This window comes from Sporosarcina sp. HYO08 (assembly GCF_001563475.1).
Taxonomy (GTDB): Bacteria; Bacillota; Bacilli; order Bacillales_A; family Planococcaceae; genus Sporosarcina.
The window spans coordinates 100,230-122,386 of sequence record NZ_LPUT01000001.1; the positions used below are offsets into that span (position 1 = coordinate 100,230).

The 22,157-nt window shown below is 41.6% G+C and carries 26 protein-coding genes; 21 read left to right on the top strand and 5 right to left on the bottom strand.

The window, feature by feature from the left end; all coding sequences use genetic code 11:
• Positions 1–46 precede the first annotated feature (46 nt).
• The 10 genes from hisZ (at position 47) to rlmN (ending at position 8,466) form a co-directional block, all read left to right on the top strand.
• Complete coding sequence (gene hisZ / locus AU377_RS00480; RefSeq protein ID WP_067402466.1) at positions 47–1,285, top strand: ATP phosphoribosyltransferase regulatory subunit; 1,239 nt, start codon at positions 47–49, stop codon at positions 1,283–1,285.
• Between the two features lies 1 nt (position 1,286).
• Complete coding sequence (hisG, locus tag AU377_RS00485; protein ID WP_156450343.1) at positions 1,287–1,913, top strand: ATP phosphoribosyltransferase; 627 nt, start codon at positions 1,287–1,289, stop codon at positions 1,911–1,913.
• Between the two features lie 7 nt (positions 1,914–1,920).
• Entirely contained in the window at positions 1,921–3,201 is a 1,281-nt protein-coding gene (gene hisD, locus AU377_RS00490) for a histidinol dehydrogenase (RefSeq protein ID WP_067402469.1), read from the top strand.
• A complete protein-coding gene (gene hisB, locus AU377_RS00495) occupies positions 3,201–3,785 on the top strand; it encodes an imidazoleglycerol-phosphate dehydratase HisB (protein ID WP_067402472.1) in 585 nt (194 codons plus the stop codon). The genes hisD and hisB overlap by 1 nt, the downstream gene beginning before the upstream one ends.
• A gap of 50 nt (positions 3,786–3,835) precedes the next feature.
• On the top strand, positions 3,836–4,558 hold the full coding sequence (gene hisA, locus AU377_RS00500) for a 1-(5-phosphoribosyl)-5-[(5-phosphoribosylamino)methylideneamino]imidazole-4-carboxamide isomerase (RefSeq protein WP_067402475.1): 723 nt from the start codon (positions 3,836–3,838) through the stop codon (positions 4,556–4,558).
• Positions 4,548–5,303, top strand: coding sequence for an imidazole glycerol phosphate synthase subunit HisF (gene hisF / locus AU377_RS00505; protein ID WP_067403859.1), 756 nt, complete (start codon positions 4,548–4,550; stop codon positions 5,301–5,303). The genes hisA and hisF overlap by 11 nt, the downstream gene beginning before the upstream one ends.
• Positions 5,296–5,946 carry a bifunctional phosphoribosyl-AMP cyclohydrolase/phosphoribosyl-ATP diphosphatase HisIE gene (gene hisIE, locus AU377_RS00510; RefSeq protein ID WP_067402479.1) on the top strand — a complete coding sequence of 217 codons (651 nt, stop codon included), beginning with the start codon at positions 5,296–5,298 and terminating at the stop codon, positions 5,944–5,946. The genes hisF and hisIE overlap by 8 nt, the downstream gene beginning before the upstream one ends.
• Positions 5,939–7,009 (top strand): histidinol-phosphate transaminase, encoded by a 1,071-nt coding sequence (gene hisC / locus AU377_RS00515; protein WP_067402482.1) that lies wholly within the window; start codon positions 5,939–5,941, stop codon positions 7,007–7,009. Before hisIE ends, hisC begins: the two co-directional genes overlap by 8 nt.
• 79 nt (positions 7,010–7,088) lie before the next feature.
• Entirely contained in the window at positions 7,089–7,268 is a 180-nt protein-coding gene (locus AU377_RS00520) for a hypothetical protein (protein ID WP_067402485.1), read from the top strand.
• Between the two features lie 133 nt (positions 7,269–7,401).
• Positions 7,402–8,466 carry a 23S rRNA (adenine(2503)-C(2))-methyltransferase RlmN gene (gene rlmN / locus AU377_RS00525; protein WP_067402489.1) on the top strand — a complete coding sequence of 355 codons (1,065 nt, stop codon included), beginning with the start codon at positions 7,402–7,404 and terminating at the stop codon, positions 8,464–8,466.
• 53 nt (positions 8,467–8,519) lie between these two features.
• Here the strand turns inward: rlmN and AU377_RS00530 are convergent, their stop codons facing one another.
• From AU377_RS00530 to AU377_RS00540, 3 genes are all read right to left on the bottom strand, one after another.
• Positions 8,520–8,888 carry a hypothetical protein gene (locus AU377_RS00530; protein WP_067402493.1) on the bottom strand — a complete coding sequence of 123 codons (369 nt, stop codon included), beginning with the start codon at positions 8,886–8,888 and terminating at the stop codon, positions 8,520–8,522.
• A gap of 113 nt (positions 8,889–9,001) precedes the next feature.
• Positions 9,002–10,411, bottom strand: a complete 1,410-nt coding sequence (locus tag AU377_RS00535; protein WP_067402496.1) for a cell wall metabolism sensor histidine kinase WalK — start codon at positions 10,409–10,411, stop codon at positions 9,002–9,004.
• 2 nt (positions 10,412–10,413) lie between these two features.
• Positions 10,414–11,088 (bottom strand): response regulator transcription factor, encoded by a 675-nt coding sequence (locus AU377_RS00540; protein ID WP_067402499.1) that lies wholly within the window; start codon positions 11,086–11,088, stop codon positions 10,414–10,416.
• Between the two features lie 180 nt (positions 11,089–11,268).
• Here AU377_RS00540 and AU377_RS00545 point away from each other — a divergent pair, with 180 nt between their 5' ends.
• Positions 11,269–12,018, top strand: coding sequence for a FixH family protein (locus AU377_RS00545; protein ID WP_067402502.1), 750 nt, complete (start codon positions 11,269–11,271; stop codon positions 12,016–12,018).
• Positions 12,019–12,105: 87 nt separating this feature from the next.
• On the top strand, positions 12,106–12,555 hold the full coding sequence (locus AU377_RS00550) for an OsmC family protein (protein ID WP_067402505.1): 450 nt from the start codon (positions 12,106–12,108) through the stop codon (positions 12,553–12,555).
• A gap of 61 nt (positions 12,556–12,616) precedes the next feature.
• Here the strand turns inward: AU377_RS00550 and AU377_RS00555 are convergent, their stop codons facing one another.
• On the bottom strand, positions 12,617–13,813 hold the full coding sequence (locus AU377_RS00555) for an MFS transporter (RefSeq protein WP_156450344.1): 1,197 nt from the start codon (positions 13,811–13,813) through the stop codon (positions 12,617–12,619).
• Positions 13,814–14,044: 231 nt separating this feature from the next.
• Here AU377_RS00555 and AU377_RS00560 point away from each other — a divergent pair, with 231 nt between their 5' ends.
• From AU377_RS00560 to AU377_RS00580, 5 genes are all read left to right on the top strand, one after another.
• Positions 14,045–14,872 (top strand): amino acid ABC transporter substrate-binding protein, encoded by an 828-nt coding sequence (locus AU377_RS00560; RefSeq protein WP_067402511.1) that lies wholly within the window; start codon positions 14,045–14,047, stop codon positions 14,870–14,872.
• A complete protein-coding gene (locus AU377_RS00565; protein ID WP_067402514.1) occupies positions 14,859–15,563 on the top strand; it encodes an amino acid ABC transporter permease in 705 nt (234 codons plus the stop codon). Before AU377_RS00560 ends, AU377_RS00565 begins: the two co-directional genes overlap by 14 nt.
• A gap of 19 nt (positions 15,564–15,582) precedes the next feature.
• Complete coding sequence (locus AU377_RS00570; RefSeq protein ID WP_067402517.1) at positions 15,583–16,317, top strand: amino acid ABC transporter ATP-binding protein; 735 nt, start codon at positions 15,583–15,585, stop codon at positions 16,315–16,317.
• Between the two features lie 146 nt (positions 16,318–16,463).
• Positions 16,464–16,796, top strand: coding sequence for a fructose-1-phosphate kinase (locus AU377_RS00575; RefSeq protein WP_067402520.1), 333 nt, complete (start codon positions 16,464–16,466; stop codon positions 16,794–16,796).
• A gap of 8 nt (positions 16,797–16,804) precedes the next feature.
• Positions 16,805–17,251, top strand: a complete 447-nt coding sequence (locus AU377_RS00580) for a hypothetical protein (protein ID WP_067402523.1) — start codon at positions 16,805–16,807, stop codon at positions 17,249–17,251.
• 23 nt (positions 17,252–17,274) lie between these two features.
• Here the strand turns inward: AU377_RS00580 and AU377_RS00585 are convergent, their stop codons facing one another.
• The gene (locus AU377_RS00585; protein WP_067402526.1) at positions 17,275–17,865 is read right to left on the bottom strand and encodes a uracil-DNA glycosylase; all 591 of its coding nucleotides are present in this window, start codon (positions 17,863–17,865) and stop codon (positions 17,275–17,277) included.
• Between the two features lie 373 nt (positions 17,866–18,238).
• On the opposite strand from AU377_RS00585, the gene nikR reads away from it, so the two are divergent.
• Genes nikR through AU377_RS00605 form a run of 4 tightly spaced genes read left to right on the top strand, consistent with a single transcriptional unit; the run spans position 18,239 to position 22,139 of the window.
• Positions 18,239–18,658: a nickel-responsive transcriptional regulator NikR gene (nikR, locus tag AU377_RS00590; RefSeq protein ID WP_067402529.1), complete on the top strand. Its 420-nt coding sequence runs from the start codon at positions 18,239–18,241 to the stop codon at positions 18,656–18,658.
• 13 nt (positions 18,659–18,671) lie between these two features.
• Entirely contained in the window at positions 18,672–20,291 is a 1,620-nt protein-coding gene (locus AU377_RS00595; protein WP_067402532.1) for an ABC transporter substrate-binding protein, read from the top strand.
• A 13-nt stretch (positions 20,292–20,304) separates the two neighbouring features.
• A complete protein-coding gene (locus tag AU377_RS00600; protein ID WP_067403862.1) occupies positions 20,305–21,294 on the top strand; it encodes an ABC transporter permease in 990 nt (329 codons plus the stop codon).
• Between the two features lie 47 nt (positions 21,295–21,341).
• Entirely contained in the window at positions 21,342–22,139 is a 798-nt protein-coding gene (locus AU377_RS00605; RefSeq protein WP_253724360.1) for an ABC transporter permease, read from the top strand.
• Positions 22,140–22,157: the final 18 nt, after the last annotated feature.

Genomic DNA, 22,157 nt, shown 5'->3' on the forward strand with positions numbered 1-22,157 from the left:
ACTAAATAACTTTAGTCTAGTAAAGTAATAAAGTAGAGGTGTGGAAATGGTCAATCAAGAACTATATCCTAAACGAATGCAACAGTATCACGAAAAATTTGAACGGATCATTAAAACGATCAATAAACGATTTACGACTTACGGCTATAAGCGGATTAAAACTTCTGCTTTTGAACAATATGATCTATATTCCAAAGTGAATAGCTCGACTGACCAAACAGAGATGATGAAAGTCATCGATCGAACAGGGGAAGTGCTTGTGCTGCGTCCAGACGTTACGATCCCCATTACACGGGAGTTGGCACAAAACTTTTCTCGATTACCGAGTGAGCTTCGATATTTTTACGTCCAAGAAGTTTTCCGTCAAACGCAAGATACCAATACATCCATTGAAAGCACACAAGCAGGCATTGAATATTTTTGTGAAAGTTCACCGGAAGCGGATGCAGAAGTGATTGCGCTTGCCTGTCACACAATGAAAGACTTAGGCTTTACAGACATTAAAATTGAGATCGGTCACGCGGCATTTTTTAGTGAGCTTGTCCAAGGACTTCCGCTTTCCCTGCAGCAAATCAATCAATTGAAAACGCTCATTCAAGCAAAAAATGTCGTGGAAATCGGACCATTTCTACGACAATTTCAAATAGATCCCGAAGTGATGGAAGCGATTGAGCGGATCCCATTTTTATATGGCAATATTGAAGATGTTGTTAAACGGGCATCGAAAACATTGTTGACGACAAATATGGAAAAAACGCTTGATTATTTACTGAAATTACATGCTACATTGAAAACGTATGGTTTGGAACAGTATATCATTATTGATTTAGGCTTAATTAATCATATGGGCTATTATTCTGGTGTGATTTTCCAGGGATTTGTTGAAAAATATGGGAAGCCGGTATTAATGGGCGGTCGCTATGATGAATTGGGTGAAAAGTTTGGCGCAGTGCTTCCAGCGATCGGATTTGCCTGTGAGATTGAATCGCTCGTTCAAGTGACAGAGCAAAGAGAAGTTTCTGCCGCGTTCCCGATTGATGTGAAAATCGTTTACGAAGAAGAACAGTTAAACTTTGCGATCACAATTGCCAATGAACTGCGTGAAAGAAATTATACGGTACTTTCCTTTCCGATAAGAAAAGAAAAAGCCGATCTACAAAAAACGGTTTACGAAATACGATTACAAGTAGGAAGCTTTTCATTAGCTGATCAAGAACAGGTTATACCTTTCAAAGATTTAAAAGAGCTCTTAACACTGCTTGTTGGATTGAAAGGAGGCGCCTAATTTGTCTTATTTAACAATTGCCATGGGGAAAGGACGAACGGCGAAGCAAGCGATGAATTTTTTGGAACAGTCAGGCATAAAGTTCCCCGATTTTCATGAAAAAAGTAGAAAGCTTGTATTCATCGATAGCACGGAGCGAGTGAAGCTGATTTTTGTCAAAGCAGTGGATGTACCGACTTACGTTGAAAATGGCGCTGCAGACATCGGAATTGTCGGGAAAGACACGATTATGGAAGATCCCGCTGATGTGTATGAAATGCTCGATCTTGGGATTGGAAAATGTAAGCTTGCCGTTGCAGGATTTCCAGATAAGCAGTTTACGAATAGTGCACCGCTCACTGTTGCTTCGAAGTATCCCGCCATTGCAAAAGAATATTTTGAGCGGAATGGCATACGAACAAAAACGATCAAATTAAATGGTTCCGTTGAGCTTGCACCACTCATCGGCATGTCGGATGTCATCGTAGACATTGTTGAAACAGGGACGACGTTAAAAGAGAACGGCTTAGTCGTTCTGCAAGATATCGCGGACGTCAGTGCCAGACTCATTGTGAATAAAGCGAGCTTTGCAACGAAAACAAACCAAATTCAACAATTCATTTTGGATTTGAGAGCTGTATTGGAGTGAAATGAATATGCAAATCATGACATTGGAACAGTACAAGCAAGAAAAGATGCAGCAAACAAACACGCAACAAGCAGATTTTGGGCTCGATCAAGCAGTCCTTGAAATTATTGGAGAAGTACGCGAACAGGGCGACGCTGCTTTAAAGAAATACACAGAAAAATTTGATGGCATTCAGCTGGAGCAATTTGCCGTAACACAAGCAGAGTATGAAGAAGCGGATCAACTTGTTTCATCCAGTTTTCAAAAAGCATTGGCTAAGGCGAAAGAAAATATTTCAAGTTTTCATGCGGAACAAAAAGAAAAGTCGTGGTTGATCGATCAAGCGCACGGCGTATTATTAGGTCAAAAAGTTTCTCCGCTCGGTAGTGTCGGGATTTACGTTCCGGGAGGAAAAGCCGCCTATCCGTCAACGGTGTTGATGAATGCCATTCCGGCTAAAATTGCAGGCGTCAAAAGGATTGCCATGGTGACGCCGCCCCAGCCAAATGGAAAAGTAAATCCGCACGTACTTGTTGCTGCCAAAGAAGCGGGGGTCGATATCGTTTATAAAGTCGGCGGAGCGCAGGCAATTGCAGCGCTTGCTTACGGCACAGAATCAATTCAAAAAGTCGCGAAAATTACGGGGCCCGGCAATGCCTTCGTGGCGCGTGCAAAAAAATGGGTGTACGGGGATGTTGCGATAGATATGATCGCGGGTCCGAGTGAAGTTTGCATTGTTGCGGATGACAGCGCACCTGCTCAGTTTGCTGCCGCGGATTTACTTGCTCAAGCAGAGCATGATGAACGTGCAACAGCCATTTGTGTGACGACAAGCACTAGATTTGCTGAGGAACTTCAGCGAGAAGTTGCGGTACAAATGGAACAAGCCCCACGAAAAGCGATCATTGAGCAGTCAATTATGGATAATGGACGCATCATTCTAGTAGAAAATTTAGAAGCAGCTTGGACGTTCGTCAATGAGCTGGCACCGGAACATTTACAGTTAATGGTTGAAAATGCTTTAGAAAAATTGCCGAAAATCCACAATGCGGGTGCGGTTTTTCTAGGAAACTATTCGCCGGAAGCGTTAGGAGATTATATGGCAGGTCCAAACCATACATTGCCAACGAGTGGAACAGCGGTATTTTCATCACCACTAGGGGTCTACGACTTTATGAAAAAAACGAGCATCATTCATTATACGAAAAAGGCTTTAGACGAAGTATCGGCAGATATTATTGAACTCGCGAATGCGGAGGGGCTCCAAGCACACGCGAATTCAATCGACATACGAAAGGCGGGACTGTAATGCGGAGTAAAACAATTTCTAGACAAACGTCAGAAACGAAAATTGAACTGGACTTTGCGATCGACGGCACAGGGACAGCGAACGTCAATTCAGGCGTCGGTTTTTTCGATCATATGTTAACGGCTTTCACAAAGCATGGCCTATTTGATTTAAATGTAAAATGCGATGGCGATATTGAAGTGGATCAGCACCATACCGTTGAAGATATTGGGATTGTACTCGGTCAAGCATTCCATGCGGCGATTGGCGGCAAGGAAGGAATTGAGCGATATGCCACTGTTTCAGTGCCGATGGACGAAGCGCTGTCGACTGTCTCGCTCGACATTAGCGGCAGGCCGTATTTTGTTTATAACGTAGAAGGTTTAAAGGATAAAGTCGGTCAGTTTGATACGGAGCTTGTGGAAGAATTTTTCCAAGCTTTCACAAGCCATGCAAAAGTAACGCTACATATTAACTTGCAGTACGGAAAAAACAGTCACCATATCATCGAATCGATTTTCAAAGCATTTGGACGCGCTTTGCGGACGGCAAGTGCACTGAATCCGAATATTAAAGGGATTCCTTCGACGAAAGGCTCTTTATAAGTCGGAATAGATGGATGTTACTAAAAAGTTATCTAAAAGGAGACAGCATTATGATTTTATTTCCAGCAATTGATATCCGCGGCGGTAAATGTGTCCGTCTTGTTCAAGGGGATTACAATCAAGAAGTCATTTATAACGATTCACCAACTGAAATGGCGAAGGAATGGGAAAAGCAAGGGGCGGAATATATTCACGTTGTCGACTTAGACGGAGCGAAAACGGGCAACTCATTAAACAAAGAAGCGATCCGTGCACTTGTCCAAGCTGTATCGATTCCTGTTCAAGTTGGCGGTGGTATTCGCAATATGGAGATAGTCGATCAACATATTGAAGCAGGCGTTCGCCGGGTTATTATTGGAACAGCGGCCATTCAAAATCAGCAGTTTTTAAAAGACGCAGTCAATAAATATGGCGATCAAATTGCGGTGTCCATCGATGCAAGAGGCGGCCTCGTTGCGACAGACGGATGGACGGAAACGAGCGATGTGAAGGCGGTGGACCTTATTCAAGAGTTAGCAGAAATCGGTGTCAAAACTGTTATTTATACAGACATTTTAAAAGACGGTATGCTGCAAGGCCCTAATTTCCATGAGTTGCAAGTGATGAACGAAGCGACAGCGATTGACATCGTGGCATCAGGCGGCGTGACGACAGAGGAAGATGTTGCGCAACTTCGAAAATTAGACATGTATGGGGCGATTATCGGAAAGGCGCTTTATGAAGGCAAACTATCCTTGGAAAAATTATTGGAGGACGACAATGATGACAAGTAATCGAATCATTCCATGTTTGGATGTTGACAACAGAAGGGTCGTAAAAGGAAAGAAGTTTCTAGACGTGCAAGACGTTGCGGATCCGTTGACACTTGCTAAAAAGTACGTTGCGGACGGAGCGGATGAACTGGTCTTTTATGATATTTCCGCATCTACGAAAAACCGGGCGATGTTTCTCGATTTAATCGCAGCTATTGCAAAAGAAGTGCCGATCCCGTTCATCGTTGGCGGCGGTATTCGGACTGTAGAAGATATTCAAAAAATCTTCGATGCAGGCGGGAATAAAGTTTCCATTAACAGTGCTGCTATAACGAATCCTTCTATTATCAAGGAAGCGGCACAGAAATTTGGTTCGGAACGCGTCATCTTGTCGATGGATGTGAAAGAAATCGCTCCTTCTAAGTGGGTCGTCTACGCAAGCGGCGGTACAAAAGATACCGGTATTGACGCGATCGAATGGGCGATCCAAGGTGAAAAGCTTGGAGCGGGTGAACTTGTTGTGAATAGCATCGATGAAGACGGCGTAAGAGATGGTTACAATCTCGCGCTCACGAAGACGATTGCGGAAGCGGTCAATATTCCTGTCATTGCAAGCGGGGGCGCTGGAAAGCCAGAACATTTTGCCGCTGTTTTGACTGAAGGGAAAGCGGACGCGGCGCTTGCGGCATCTGTATTCCACTATGAAGACATTCACATTGCGGATTTGAAAAAGTATTTAAGCGAAAATGTCGCAGAGGATGAGTAAAATGACAATCGAACTAGAAAAGCTTGTATACAATAAGGATGGACTCATTCCTGCAATTATCCAGGATGATCGCACAGGAAATGTCCTCATGCTTGCTTATATGAATGAAGAAGCTATTCAAAAAACACTTGAAACGAAAGAAACATGGTTTTATAGCCGTTCTCGGCAACAATTATGGCATAAAGGTGCAACGTCCGGCAATCGTCAAATCGTCAAGCGACTATCTGTAGACTGTGACCAAGACGCTTTGTTGATCCAAGTGGAGCCGATGGGGCCTGCTTGCCATACAGGTAAAATAACATGTTTTTATGAACCTGCATTTGAAGAAGAACAACCGAATCGACAAGTCATCCACGATCTTGTAGATGAAATTAAACGCCGTCGGGAAAACCCGATCGAAGGCTCTTATACAGCGTATTTATTCCGCGAAGGGATCGATAAAATTTTAAAGAAAATTGGTGAAGAGTCAACGGAAGTCGTCATTGGTGCGAAAAACCGTGACAAAGAAGAACTAACGAATGAACTGGCGGATTTAACGTATCACTCGCTTGTCTTAATGGAATTATTGGACGTTGCAGTGGATGATGTGAAAAATGTCTTAAGAAATAGACGAATGAAAAGCGAAGTGAAGACGGATGAGTAAATTTTGGAGCAGTATGGTGAAGCGGACGGATCCATACGTACCTGGGGAACAAGTGAATGATGCCACTATCATTAAGTTGAACACGAACGAAAATCCTTACCCGCCAAGCCCGAAAGTGTTTGCGGCCATCCATGAAGAAATGGAGCGCAGCTTGCAGCTTTATCCTTCACCGACAGCGGATCATTTACGCGAAGTGATCGGGCAGCAAAACGGCTTATCTAAGGAAGAAGTTTTTGTTGGAAACGGTTCGGATGAAGTATTAGCTTTTTCTTTCATGGCATTTTTTGAACCGGGCCAGACGATCAAATTTCCGGCTATTACGTATAGCTTTTATCCGGTATACGCAAAGATTTTTGACATCCCATACGAAGAAGTGTCTTTAAATAAAGACTTTACTTTGCCGCACGAGCAGTTTTTTCAATCCGAAGGCGGCGTCATTTTACCAAATCCAAATGCGCCAACGAGCATTTATGCAACATTGGATCAAATAGAATTGATTGTGAAAAATAATCCCGAGAAAATTGTAATTATTGACGAAGCGTATATAGATTTTGCGCAAGAGTCGGCGGTCAAATTGGTGCGGACTTACGATAACTTACTCGTCGTTCAAACGACGTCAAAATCGAGGTCATTAGCGGGTCTGCGCGTCGGTTTTGCCATGGGGCACCCGTCATTAATTGAGGCGTTGATCCGCATTAAAGATTCATTCAACTCTTATACGATTGACCGATTAGCACTTGTTGGTGCGACAGCAGCGTTTGAAGATGTGGCATACTTTCGACAAACGACGGAAAAAATATGTGCAACGCGAGAACAAACAATCGAACGACTCAATCGTTTAGGATTTACGGTGTTGCCATCGCAAGCAAACTTTGTGTTTGCAACGCATAGGGCGGAATCAGCAGTGCATTTATATGAGCGTCTAAAACAAGAAGGCGTACTCGTTCGATACTTCAATAAGCCAGAGATTGATCAGTATTTACGCATTACAATTGGGACAGATGAACAAATGAATAGATTTTTTGAAAAGCTAGAACAGATTGTGAATGCATGTTCATTGTAATATTCTTTAAAAAACGCTACAATTCATGTGGAAATTGAATGGTAGCGTTTTTGTATTTAAAAGAATGGAGAGTTAAACAATGAGAAAATATATAGACCTTGCATTTATGGTGTTTATGGGGTATTTTGCCTTGACCCAATTCAGTAATGGCCGCACGGGTTATGCCATCTTATTTGCAGTTTTAGCACTGTTGAATCTGATGACATTTATGCTGAAAGCAAAGCAAGAGCAGACAAATGAAAAATCTAAGACAGAATAATGGGGAATTGGACAATCTAAGAAGAACTAGGTTGTCTAATTTTTTTGTTGTTCGGTTGAAAATTTTCCTGTAGTATAAGTAAGTATCGCAATTACGCAACGGCGCAATTGATTGAATGAAAAGAGGAATCCAAATGAAAAAATCAATATACGGTTTGACTATCGACCAGTTAACGGAATGGATTGTCGAACATGGACAGAAGAAGTTTCGTGCCGCACAAATTTGGGATTGGCTCTATAAGAAACGCGTGACGAATTTTGAGGATATGAAAAATATAAATAAAGAATGCATTCAATTATTGGCGGATCATTTCGTCATCCAAACATTGGAGCAAACAGTGAAGCAAGAATCCAAAGACGGGACGATTAAATTTTTGTTTCGCTTGGAGGACGGCAATTTAATTGAGACAGTGCTCATGAAATTTCCGTACGGCTATTCAGTTTGTGTGACAACACAAGTTGGCTGTAATATCGGCTGCAGTTTCTGTGCGAGCGGCTTATTAAAGAAGAGCCGTGATTTAGATGCTGGAGAAATTGTCGAGCAGATTATGAAAGTACAATTCCACCTCGATGCAAAAGGGCAGGGCGAACGCGTCAGCCACATCGTAGTTATGGGAATTGGTGAACCATTCGACAACTATACAAACTTGATGAATTTCCTTCGTGTTATTAATGACCAAAAAGGTTTATCGATCGGTGCACGTCACATTACTGTTTCGACAAGTGGTTTAACGCCTAAAATAAAAGAGTTCGCAGATGAAGACATTCAAATTAACTTGGCAGTATCATTGCACGCACCAAACAATGCGCTTCGTTCACGCATTATGAAGATTAACAAAGCTTTCCCAATCGAAAAACTGATGGATGCGATCGATTACTATTTACAATCTAAAAACCGTCGCATTACATTCGAATACATTATGCTGCATGATGTTAATGATCATATTGAAGAAGCCCAGCAACTCGCAAGACTCCTTGAAAACAAACGTCACCTATCGTACGTCAACTTAATTCCATATAATCCCGTTGATGAGCACGATCAATACCGCAGAAGTACACCAGAGGCGATCAAAGCATTTTATGAAACATTAAAGAAAAAAGGCATACCTTGCGGTGTTCGACTTGAACAAGGCACCGATATTGATGCGGCTTGCGGACAGTTAAGAAGTAAGCAAATTAAAAAAGAATCAGCGAAATAAAAGACGCGGCCGCGTTAAAGTCGGCCGCGTCTTTTATGTAAGAAGCTACAACATCACTTGTTTTTCCTCATAAGTTTTACAACAAACTGCACACCCAACGCAAGAACAAGTCCAAACGTTGAAAATAAAAACAACGACAAAATCCCGATTAAATCGCCAAATCCATTATCAACGAAGATGAAATTTCGGAAAAGTTCCAGAAATCCGAGCACAAGGGCAGGCATAAAAATCCAAAAAGCAATTTTTAAGCCATAAAATAATAAAAGAAATGCTACTGTTCCAACGATTAAACCGAAAACACCAAAAGCTAAGTAATTTTTCCAGACAAGTGTTTGATCCAGTACATTTCGGACACTTACAATTAATAGTACAAACGAAATAAGTCCAGTAAATAACCCAATCTTCCCCATGCGTTGACTCAAAATCCGACACCTACTTTCCAGACTATCATACCGAAAAGAAAGAAAGTCCGCCAGAATCATCATTCGACCTTACATTTATCTGAAATAAAAAGGTTGACTGGCATTCTAGCCAGTCAACCTTTCTCATCCCATTCCATTGCAGGCAATTTCACAGTGATGATTGTCCCTATTTTTGAATCGCTTGATATAGAAAATGTTCCGTCATGCAGACGAATAATTTCTTTCACGATGGAAAGCCCTAACCCTGTGCCTCCGGTTGTGCGGGTCCGTGCTTTATCCGTGCGGAAAAACCGTTCTCCGATGCGTGCCAAATCTTCCTGTTGAATGTGAATGCCCTCGTTTCGCACTTTAAACTCTACAAAAGAGTGCTCTTCTTTTAGGACTATGGCAAGAATTCCACCGATAGACGAGTATTTAATCGCATTATCAAGTAAATTATAAAAAACTTGTTGAACACGTTTCGGATCACCCATCACAATTAGATCTTCTTCAACTGACAAGGCAAGCCGCAATTTCTTTTCCGCGATATGAATTTTAAACAAATCCAGCGTATCCAAGAATAACTGTGCCAGCGCAATCGGCTGACGATCGATCACATACATGTCTTCTTGCAAATGATTTAACTCCGCCAAGTCATTTATTAATTTACCTAAACGCTCCGCTTCTTTTTCAATCGTTGTTAAATAACTGTCTGCTTCATTAGGGGATGAATGTATTTTATCTTTTAATACATGTGTGTAGCCACTAATGTATGTAAGCGGTGTACGAAGCTCATGAACAACATTTGATGAAAATTCTTTTTTTCGCTCTTCCTGCTGTTCAAGAGAGTAGCTCATTGAATTAAATGCCTTCATCACTTTTCCGATTTCATCGTCCCGATCTGTTTGAATCCGACTTGAATAATTGCCGCGTGACACTTCGTTTGATAAGGTTTGCAATTCTTGAAGTGGACCAAGAATGGAATACCAAATGCGGTTTAATACGAGAAAAAGGATAAAGAAAAATAAAATCCCAAATGCAACGAGCAGCGGCAGACTTTCTCTAAACGCATTTGGAATGGAAGCGAGCGTTGTAAAGATAAAATAATATCCGGCGGTTGCTCCCTGTTTTTCGATAGGAAAGACAGCACCTAACACTTCTTGCTTGTTTTCATTTAGAAAACCTTCAACAAACGCATAAGATTCTTTTTCCAACTGTTTAACGATCGTATCCTTCAACAAATCCTGATCGTTTAAGATATCCGGAAAGAGTGCAGGAAGCTCTTCCAAGTGATTCAATTGAAGGATTTCATACTCCGTCATGGAGTTATGCCATTGAATAGGATCACTTGATTCGATCAATGATGTGTCATGCTGGGAAAGCATGACAAGTTGGCTGCCTTGATACAAAATCGATTCCTCAATTGTCGATAAATACAATCGGGAATATAAAAAATGAATAAAAAAGAATGAGAAAATGACGGTGCATCCAATAATGGCAACGAGAGAAAGGAGCATTTTCGTACCAAATTTAATGCGCCTCATACTTATCCCCCATATTTATAGCCGATGCCCCAAACTGTTTCAATAAGCTCGCCATCCGCCCCTAGTTTTAGTCGTAATGTTTTAATATGTGTATCTACAGTTCGGGCGCTGCCTTTATGATCTTCTCCCCAAATCGTTTGCAGTAGCTGTTCTCTTGTGTATACACGGCCCTTGTTTTTAACGAGCAGCCGTAGGAGACCGAATTCCTTTAGTGTTAACGAAATAGGTTTCCCATTTAGTGTCACGGAGTGCGCGTCATCATCAATGACAAGAGGACCCACTTTCAACGTGTCAGCCGTGAAATTGTGTTGATAAGTACGGCGGAGAACAGATTCTACCCTTGCCAGCAGTTCACCGGGCTGAAAAGGCTTTACGATATAATCATCCCCGCCAAGTTTCAAGCCATGGATTTTATCCCATTCTTCTCCTTTTGCAGATAGAAAAATTAAAGGAGTATTAGACATTCGTTTTACTTCTTTTGCAAGCGTAAATCCATCCATATAGGGCATCATTACATCAACAATTAATAAATGCGGAGAAACTTTTTCAATGAGTTCAAGTGCTTCCATGCCATCCGTCGCTTCAACAACATGATAGCCATCCTTTTCTAAAAATGTACGGATGAGTGATCTCATTTGTTGTTCGTCATCGATAATCATTATAGTTGATGGGTGCATGATAAAAAACCTCGTTTCAAATAAATACTAAGTACTTCTATTTTCGCTTAAAAATGTGAAAGTAATATGAATATTAAATGAAAATGCTGTGAAAGACGTTGGCAGTAAACGGTATTTCACGACATATCATACTAGATTTATAAACAATAGTTAAGCATAATACTTGTAGGAGGCGATTTGATGAAACGGAATTTATGGTTATTGCTACTAGTAAGTGTACTTGTCATCTTATCGGCGTGCAATCAAAAAGTAGATGAACAAAACAATGCCACGGAAGAGGCGCCACAGCCAATCGCAGTCGAGTTAACGGTAACGGAGAAGGCAGATGTGGATAGTCCCGTTGAAATGACGGCTCTTGTCACACAAGGTGAAGAAAAAATCGAAGATGCAGATAAGGTTGTTTATGAAGTTTGGGAAGAAGGCAAAAAAGATGAAAGCATCATGATTGATGCGACGAATGAGGAAAATGGTCTTTATACGGCTGAAACGTCTTTTGGCCACGATGGACTCTTTCATATTCAAGTTCATGTAGATGCTAGAGGCATGCATACGATGCCGAAAAAGGAAGTTGTTGTCGGAGACGGCGGTCATTATGAAGAAGCGCATGACGAAGGCGATGAACATGGACACACTGAAGGTTTTTCAATGCATTTTGATCTGCCTGAAAGCATTTCTATAACTGAATCTACTGACTTAGTTGTTCATATAGAAATAGATTCTACGCCATTAGAAAAAGCACGGGTACGCTATGAAATTTGGAATGAAGCAGATGCTGACAAACGTGACTGGATTGAGGCGGATGAACCAAAAGCTGGAGAATATATCGGCAAGCACACATTTGCAGCAGCAGGAACATATCACATTCAAATACATGTGGAAGATGCACATGATTTGCATGAGCATGAAGAATTTACGGTCATTGTAAATTAATTTGGCTATCAAAAGCTGTTCACATACGTTGTGGACGGCTTTTTTGTATACTAAAGTAAAAGATAGTAGAGGAGAGAGGATTTAAAAATGGCAGAGCATTATTTTTATTTGAAAGCGGACTGGCCGGGGCTTCGAAATGATGTCGGATCGATGGCAGCCGGTAATTTAAAAGCGGAAATTTCAATTCCGAAAGAGATGGACGGTCCTGGTATTGGGACAAATCCGGATGAAATGTTATTAGGGGCTGCTGCGACGTGTTATATTATTACGCTTGCAGCGATAATGGAGCGCAGTAAATTGGAGAAAGATGCACTAACAATGGAGTCCGTCGGTGTTGTCGATTATACGAATGGCGTGATCACCTATAAGAAAATTATTCATAAACCTCATATCGTTTTAACGTCGGAGGCAACTGAAAAAGATCTTGCACTAGCCTATAGACTTGCCGAAAAAGCGGAGCAGTCGTGTATGATCAGCCGTGCAATCAAAGGTAATGTTGCAGTAGAACTGGAAGCAACTATCACAAAAACGACTTAAAAAACTCAGCGCTTGTCGGCTGAGTTTTTTGTTATAGCTTTTGCAAATCCATCTGCTAATTTTAAACCGTTCGATCCCTTGCAGCTTGAAGTCCGATCACCAACAATAGACAAGCAGCGCCAATTAATAGGAATAGCGGGACTGTCCAACTTGCGGTTAGGTCGAATAAGAGGCCGAATAAGGGCGGCGTTGTGGCAGCAAGTAAATAGCCAAACGATTGCGCCATTGCGGAAAGGTCTGCTGCTTGGTGAGCGTCAACAGTTTTTAATGTAAAAAACATCATCGCTAATGCAAATGCAAAAGCACCTGCAATGCCAAGGCTAATGACGGATGGCAAGATGAGGAGATTGCCGCCGAATAATATACCGCACAGTCCCGCAACCATGAATAGGAAAGTAATCCAAATAAGTGGCACTTGGTTTTTCATTTTCCCGGCGATGATTGGAATGATGAACATAAATGGTATTTGAGTGAACTGTACTAGCGCTAACATGAAACCGGAATGCGATGCGGTCATGCCTTGATCTTGTAAAATAATAGGAAGCCAAGCAACGAGTGAATAAAATAATAATGATTGAAGCCCCATGAAAAGCGTCACTTGCCAGGCAAGCGGAGACCGCCATAAGTGGGCTTTTTTTGCCGTTTGTGAATCGGATGACGAATTGTTTTTCTTTTGGAGTTGCGGAATCCAAGCGACTAATGCAATAACGGCAACGATTGACCAGATGCCAATGGAACCTTTCCATCCTAAACCGCTTGCCATCGCAACGGGAATACTAATTGCCGTGGCAATAGCACCTGTTAAATTCATGGCGACGGAATAGATGCCTGTCATGAGACCAATATGATTTGCAAAGTTCATTTTTACAAAGGCTGGCATTAACACATTGGTGATCGCAATTGCTGCACCGATAAAAATCGTTCCGCCATATAGGACAGTTAGATGTCCAAGCGGTCTAATAAGAGAACCAAAAGTTAAGACAATGAGCACAAAAAATAATACGGTTTCCATGCCGAAGCTTCTTGCAAGCCGAGGTGCAAAGGGAGAAATGAGCGCAAAGGCTAGAAGTGGAATGGTAGTCAAAGCCCCTGTCATCGCATTAGATAGACTAAGGTGGTCGCGGATCGATGCAGCAACTGGTCCAACAGATGTAATGGGGGCTCTCATATTCGCCGAAAGAAAAATAATGCCAATCACTAATAAATACAGATTTGCAATTGTGCTTTGTGATTTTTTACCTTCGATGAATGTGTTCATATCATTAAAACCTCTTTTCATCGAATATTCAATCTACTATCCATTTGAGTTAGTGTATCAATTATATCTTCAATTGTAAATGTACGATAAGTTTTGATGTGAAAGTTGGGCTATTTCGATGACTCCTCTAGAGTAAGAAAATTCCTCTTAGGAAAATTGTTTTGACGAAATTCTTTGAATGTTGTATGATACAAAAAACCAAGTAAAGTACAAGACATTGGAGGAAACAACATGAAAAAGAACCGTATCTGGTTTCTTCTGCTTGCTAGCTTGCTGTTATTGTTAGCTGCATGCGGGAATGCCAATAATGGGAACAACACAGAAAGTTCGAAAGAAGATAATGGCAAAGCAACTGGAGATCTTTGGGAAAAGGTTCAAAAAGAAGGGAAACTTGTGATTGGTACCGAAGGAATCTATCCGCCTTTTAGTTTTCATGATGAGAAAGGTGACTTAACTGGATTTGATGTTGAACTCGCAACTGAAGTCGCAAAACGTCTCAATGTTGAACCGGTATTTTTGGAAACACAATGGGATGCGATGTTTGCGGGACTTGATGCGAAACGATTTGACATGGTGGCAAATCAGGTAGGAATTCGTGAGGATCGCATTGAGAAGTATGATTTTTCAGAACCCTATATTTCATCAGCTGCCGTTTTAATTGCAAGTGAAGATAACAATGACATCAAAAGCTTTGAGGACATGAAGGGATTAAAATCGGCACAGACGTTAACGAGTAACTTTGGTGATTTGGCGAGATCTTACGGAGCAGAGATTGAAGCAATCGAAGGATTTAACCAGGCCGTTGAGCTGATCCTGACGAAGCGTGTAGATGTGACGATTAACGACAAACTATCGTACTTAGATTTTAAAAAGCATAAGCCGGATGCTGCCGTTAAAATTGTCGCAACTTCAGAAGACGCGTCGCAAAGTGGCTTCTTATTTAGAAAAGGAAGCGAAACGTTAATCACAGAAGTAAACAAAGCGTTGAATGAGATCATTGAAGACGGAACATACGACAAAATTTCCGAGAAATGGTTTGGTGAAAATGTACTTAAATAATATTTTTGCCGACCCAGAAAGAGTTCAAAAGTTAATGGATATTGCCATTAGTTCCCTCCGGCCTTTGTTGGAGGGAACTATTCTCTATACGATTCCTTTAACATTGCTGTCTTTTTTATTCGGCATCATACTGGCTGTGTTAACAGCGCTCGCTCGGCTTTCTCCTAGTAAGCTGTTACAAATCATTGCAAGAGTTTATGTGTCTGCTATCCGGGGTACACCATTGCTCGTTCAGCTCTTTATTTTGTTTTTTGGGTTGCCGACAATTGGAATTATTATTGATCCATTCCCTGCAGCGATCGTTGGGTTTTCGCTAAACGTCGGTGCTTATGCGTCTGAAATTATTCGAGCGGCTATTTTATCCATCCCGAAAGGCCAGTGGGAAGCCGCACATACGATTGGCATGAATTATTCTCAAACGTTGAAGCGAATTATTTTACCGCAAGCGGCACGTGTATCGATTCCACCGCTTTCAAATACATTTATCAGCTTAGTGAAAGATACTTCATTGGCATCCGTAATTTTAGTGACTGAAATGTTCCGGCGTGCACAACAAATCGCTTCCGCGAACTATGAATTTCTTTTAGTTTACATAGAAGCTGCACTTATTTACTGGGTAGTTTGTTTTATCCTTTCCATTATTCAAGATCGGATTGAGCAACGATTAGATCGCTATGTCGCGAAACGATGAAAGGATGGAGGGAAAGCGCATGATATCGATTAAGAACTTACATAAAAGTTTTGGGGACCTCGAAGTACTGAAAGGTGTCGACCTCGAAATTGACAAGGGGGAGGTTGTTGTCGTCATCGGCCCATCCGGATCCGGTAAAACGACACTTCTTCGGTGTTTAAATTTATTAGAAATGCCAACGTCAGGCAGCATCCTATTAAATGGACACCTTGCGGATTTCTCAAAAAAAGTACAGAAAAAAGACATCGATACGTTTAAAAGAGAAACTGGCATGGTTTTTCAACATTATAATTTATTTCCACATAAGACGGCACTTGAAAATGTAATGGAAGGTCCTGTCATTGTGAAAAACATACCTAAAGAAAAAGCGCGCAAAAAAGCAGTGAACTTATTGGAGAAAGTCGGGTTAGGAGACAAGCTAGATTTTTATCCTTTTCAACTATCCGGGGGTCAGCAGCAGCGCGTCGGCATTGCGAGAGCGTTGGCAATGGAACCTCAAGTGATGTTGTTTGATGAGCCGACTTCGGCACTTGATCCTGAGTTAGTAGGAGAAGTGCTACAAGTGATGAAAGACCTTGCCAATGAAGGCATGACGATGGTCGTTGTCACTCATGAAATGCGCTTTGCTCAGGAAGCCGGAAACGAAGTCATTTTTATGGATGGCGGGAAAATTGTTGAGAGAAACAAACCGAGTGAACTATTTACAAATCCGAAAGAAGAAAGAACGAGACAATTTTTAAATTTACTTACGTAATACGAAGGGACGATTGGCGACTGAAGAGGTGCCGGTTGTCTCTTTTTTGTTACGAATAAACGAAAACTACAGTGGATGACTCGCAAAAAAGCTGAAGAATGGCTATGATTAAAGAGAAGTGAATATTATGAAACGAGGCGACTGAAATGAATGAATATCCAAAAAAGACTTGTGAAATTGAACGTCTTGTCACGATTCCCGAAGATGTTGCACGCGTACTAAATTGTCAAAAAACAGCGACACGCCGCAACGGTGTCTATGCACATCCAGGCGAAATAATGACGTTGGAAGGACAAGAGTTTGTGATCGATGCGCTTTATTCTCAAGAGCTTGGTGAGATGACGGATGCAGATGCTTTACGAGAAGGATTTGAAAGTTTAGAAGCATACAAAGAATCCATTCTTTCTATCCATCCAAATATGCCTTGGTTGCCGACGATGAAAGTTTGGGTACACGAATTTAGCCCTGTAAAGAAATGATGTTCTAAATGAAGTACGATGTTGTCTATGGCATAATTGTTTTTGCCCATGTCGTGAGTGCAGTACTTTCGATTGGTCCTTTAGTTCTTTTAATGCCGGTGATTAAGCGGTTGCATGGAGTAAAGGAAGAAATTGAAGAGATTTACTTAGCCATCATTAAAGTAATTATTCGAGTTGTCATGCATGCAGGGCATGTACTTGTTTTTAGTGGGGTTCTCTTATTGATACTTGGACCATGGCCATGGTATACGTCCTGGGTGATTATGACGATTGCTGTCATGCTGTTATCGGGTGTTTTTCTTGCGAAAGGATTTACATTTGTCCTTCGAAGGTTTCATGACCCGGGCGTTGACAAGAAGAATATTCTTTTTCGATTGAATCGTACCTCTTGGATTTACCTCGGTTTAATGCTCATTATGCTATGGCTTATGGTACAAAAACCGATGCTTTGGTAACCTACATACTAAGAAGGGGCTGTCTAGAACGGCCCCTTCTTTAACGTTTGATAACCCGTTGAAACAAAAGATAAATCTTCTATGAAAAGTTTCCATAGATTCGGGCGGCGTCTGACGGCTAGTGGATGGTAAGCAACAGCTGTTCGATAACCGTGAACCTGATGCCATTTCCCTCTAAATGTTTTGACTTCGGCTTCCTGATTTTCAAAAAAAGATTGTACGGCTATATTACCTAGACAAATGATTAGTAATGGCTTATTCTCCTTTAATTGTTTTAACAAATGTTTATGCATGCACGTCGCGCGTGTTTGTTCCTTATCATAGGCACGGGTCGGTTTTCTTTTAATAATAAAAGTTACATATAGATCAGACGGTGAAAATCCAACTTCATGCAAAGCTTTTTGTAATGTTTGCCTTGTACCGCAAACGAATGAATTTCCTTCCCGGTCTTCCCGTGCACCCGGATTATCAAGAATGATCATGATGGGGGCAGCTGGATTGCCTTCGCCCCAAACCATGCGAGTTCCGTGCTCTAGAAGGCCGCAATCCGGACAATCTATTTGAGAAGGTGGAGTAGGGTCTTTCCGCCATTCAATGGGACAGAAATTAGACACAACGATTCAACTCCATTTTTCTAATTAGGATGGATAAAATGAACTTGATTATGCATGTGAAATGATTGCTATTTTCATGTGATCTAAATATAATAGAGAATTGGATGCTTGTATAATAATCGGCTATGCTAAAAATTAGTGTTATGCAGGCATATTTTTGACATCGCGTGTTACGAATAGGGAGAAACGTGTCACGGAGGGAAATGTTATAGCACGGGTAAAATGATTGCGATTCCCATGAAATTGACATATTATAGAAAGTTGTATGCTTCTATAATAGAATGCCGTGCTGAAAATTAGCATTGTGCGGGTATTTTTTTGACATCGCGTGTTACGAATGTGAAGAAATGTGTTACGATCGGGAGGTGTTATTTTGGAAGATTCAACATTAAAAAGATTCGGTGTTTCGATGGAAGGAAGCTTGCTGCGCAAATTTGATCACTTGGTACAGCAACAGGGGTATGAAAATCGGTCTGAAGCCGTACGGGATCTTGTACGAGAAGCCATTCTCCATCAAACATGGGAAGATGGTGATCAGGAAATAGCTGGAAGTATAATATTGTTTTATGACCATCACCAACGAAATTTATTGGACGAAATGACAGTGATTCAACATGATGTGCACCATTTAATTCTTGCGACGATGCATTTTCACGTTAATCATGATAGCTGTCTTGAAATCATCGTAGTAAGAGGAAAAGCGAAGGAAGTACAAGCACTAAGTCATCAGTTAACGAGTTTAAAAGGTGTGACCTATGGAAACTTCACAGTTGCACCTGTTGAACAAATTTAAAGGAGTGTTAGAGTTGAATAAAAAACGCATCGGATTTATGATCCTATTTAGTTTTATGCTAGCAATTGTATTGGCAGGTTGTTCGTCCAAATCGAATCCAGCCAAAGAGAGTAAGGATCAGGATAATTCTAAGCCAAAAGACGAGCTCGTTCTATCATTTGGCTCCGAGCCGGCAACAGGCTTCGATCCGACAACTGGTTGGGGACGTTATGGATCGCCTTTATTTCAGAGCACTTTATTAAAAAGAGATGACGATTTAAAGATCGTTAACGATTTAGCAACGGATTATGAAGTAAGCGAAGACGGTAAAGTTTGGACGGTTGTTATTCGCGATGATGTGAAATTTTCAGATGGTGAACCGCTAACCGCAGAAGATGTGAAATTCACATTTGAAACAGCTGCTGAAAACGGATCCGTTGTCGATTTAAATGTGATCGAGAAAATTGAAGTCGTAAACGATACAACGATTCAATTTACTTTAAAAGAAGTACAATCAACATTTGTCAATTCCCTCGTTGCAACAGGTATTGTACCTAAACATGCGTACACGAAAGATTATGCAGAAAATCCAATTGGTTCAGGTCCTTTCCAATTCGTTCAATGGGACAAAGGTCAGCAGCTGATTGTAGAAGCAAATCCAAATTATTATGGTAAAGAACCATACTTCAAAAAGATTACGTTTTTATTTTTAAGCGAAGATGCAGGGTTAGCGGCTGCCAAAGCTGGTACTGTTGACTTTGTCGCTGTTCCAGCAGCATTTGCCGATACAAAAGTTCCTGGTATGACATTAAAATCAGTTAAAACTGTTGACAACCGCGGCATCGTGTTTCCATATGTGCCGTCTGGGGAGCAAACTGAAGATGGACTTCCTATTGGAAATGACGTAACCGCAGATCCAGCCATTCGCCAAGCGATCAATATAGCACTTGACCGCCAAGCGTTAGTTGACGGTGTATTAGGTGGATACGGTTCTCCAGCTTATACATCTGTTGATGGATTGCCATGGTGGAATCCGGATACTGTCATCGAAGATGGAGATCTAGAAGCTGCTCGTAAATTGTTAGAAGATGCGGGATGGAAAGATATAGACGGTGATGGGATTTTAGAGAAGGATAATTTGAAAGCGGAATTTTCACTTTACTATACGGCGGATGATGCTGTCAGACAATCCTTGACGATTGCTGTTGCAGATATGTTAAAACCTCTTGGCATTTCGGTTAAAGTAGAAGGCGCAAGCTGGGATGTCATTGCACAAAAGATGTTTTCTGAGCCTGTTTTAATGGGGTGGGGAAGTCATGATCCGCATGAAATGTACAATATTTATGGTGGTGCAAATGCAGGAGTTGACTGGTACAATACAGGCTATTACAAAAATGAAACAGTAGATGACTATTTTGCAAAAGCACTTCAAGCGAGAAGTGAAGAAGAGGCACTGGAATTTTGGAAAAAAGCGCAATGGGATGGCACGACGGGCTTAAGCGCAAAAGGTGATGCACCTTGGGCGTGGCTTGTGAACATCGATCACCTTTATTTTGTAAAAGATGGATTGGACATTGGCAAGCAGCGTATTCATGTTCATGGACATGGCTGGCCTGCAACAGATAATATTGCAGACTGGAAATGGAGTCAGTAACGTGAATAAACGAATGTTACAAAAGACAGGTACTTTTCTTCTGTTGAAAAGTATAAGAATGGCGACATTATTAATAGCCATTTGTTTCATTTCATTCCTATTAATAAAGAATTCTCCCATCGATCCTATCCGAGCTTATATCGGAGCCGACATGTTAAAAGTCGGCCCCGAGCAACGGGAGAAAATTGCGGCTTATTGGGGGCTGGATGAGCCCCTAATGGTGCAATTTTTCAATTGGGGATCATCTTTACTCGCCGGGGATTTAGGAACTTCAATGATTTTCCGCCGTCCTGTATCAGAAATTATTCAAGAACGATTTATGAATTCGCTTATTTTGATGATTACTGCATGGGTTATATCGGGCGTGCTCGGTTTTGTGTTAGGTGTTGTTGCGGCTATGAAAAAAGGTACGTGGATTGATCGTATCATTAAATGGTATTGTTTCACACTTGCGTCAACACCAACATTTTGGATGGGACTTCTGACGCTCATAGTGTTTGCGGTATGGCTTGGATGGTTCCCAGTTGGGTTAGGGGTGCCAGCTGGCGTCTTAGCACAGGACGTAACTCTCGCCGAGCGAATTCATCATTTAATTCTTCCGGCATTGACGTTAAGTATACTAGGCGTGGCCAATGTCGCCTTGCATACGAGACAAAAGTTGATCGATGTATTAGCGAGTGATTATGTGCTCTTTGCAAGAGCAAAAGGTGAAAAAGGTTTTCCGCTGTTCTGGAAGCATGGTTTACGAAATGTCGCATTGCCGGCCATTACATTACAATTTGCCGCTTTTAGCGAGCTGTTCGGCGGCGCGGTGCTGGCTGAACAAGTCTTCTCGTATCCAGGTTTGGGCCAAGCAACAGTTGAAGCGGGGTTAAGAGGCGATGTGCCGTTATTATTAGGGCTCGTCATTTTTAGTACATTATTTGTTTTTGTTGGTAATTTGCTTGCCGATATTGTTACTTACCTTGTCGATCCTAGAACGAGGGAGGGGAAATCGTTATGAGGCAAGCAATTCAAACCGATCGTTTGGCGCTCAACCGGCGTCATTGGATGATTTTTTTCACAATCTTCGCCGCGGTTTTTTTGGCGCTCGTTGTGATTGGCGGTACATTTTTGAACCCGGAACGTATTGCCACAAACTTTCAGGAGAAAAATTTAGCGCCTTCGCTTCATCATTTGTTTGGAACAGATTGGCTTGGACGTGATATGTTCAGCCGGACGGTTATGGGGCTTTCTCTTAGTATAAAGGTAGGGCTAATTGGCGCGATTGGCAGTACATTCATTGCTGTTTCTCTGGGTATGATTGCGGCAACGATGGGAAAAGCAGCTGATCGGATCGTCTCTTGGTTAATCGATTTATTTTTAAGTGTGCCGCATCTTGTCGCCCTTATTCTCATTGCGTTTACTTTAGGCGGTGGATTTAAAGGCGTTGTCTTTGGCTTAATGCTGACGCATTGGCCGAGCCTTGCCAGGGTTATAAGGGCGGAAGTGATGCAAGTTCGTTCTTCCGAGTACGTAAAAATATCTAAACGGATGGGGAAATCAAGCGTTTGGATTGCCGCACACCATATTTTTCCGCACCTGTTGCCACAAATGATCATTGGTTTTCTGTTGTTATTTCCTCACGTAATTTTACATGAAGCAGCAGTAACCTTTATCGGGTTAGGGTTGTCTCCGCACGAGCCCGCCATTGGGGTCATTTTATCGGAGTCAATGAAGTATTTATCTTCGGGCATGTGGTGGCTTGCCTTTTTCCCAGGTTTGTCATTGTTGTTGATTGTTAGGATTTTCGATTGGGTAGGGGAAAATATTCGCATACTTGCTGATCCAACGAAAGCTCATGAATAAATGCATGAAAGGGGGAGT